Raw genomic sequence first — 326 nt, 5'->3', positions numbered from 1 at the left:
CCGCTGTACAACCTGACGCTGCCGAACGGCTGGCGCCAGGATCCGGCCGTGGTCGCCGCCCTGGCCTGGCGGCGCGACGCCGCGCTGGCGGCCGGGCCCACCCCCGAGGTGGAACGGCTGCGCCTGGAGTGGCCCCCCGACGCCGGGCCCCCGGCCGCAAGCCGGCGCCTCACCTTCGCCACGGGGTCCGCCGAGGAGTTCCCCGACGTCTCGGGGCGGATCCCGGGCGACAGCTTGGACGGAGAGCGGCGCCGGAACCTGTCGGCCCTCGCCGGCGAGGCCACCGCCCGCGAGGGGGGCGACTTCTCCCGTGGCTGCGCCGGCGC

Annotated in this window: 1 pseudogene; it reads left to right on the top strand. The window is 79.1% G+C overall.

Annotated features, from left to right (window positions below):
- Positions 1 to 326, top strand: a pseudogene (locus tag UK12_RS42375) (GNAT family N-acetyltransferase); the annotation flags it as partial.

The organism is Saccharothrix sp. ST-888, assembly GCF_000955975.1.
Classification (GTDB): Bacteria; Actinomycetota; Actinomycetes; order Streptomycetales; family Streptomycetaceae; genus Kitasatospora.
This window is presented reverse-complemented; position numbering and strand designations above follow the sequence as displayed.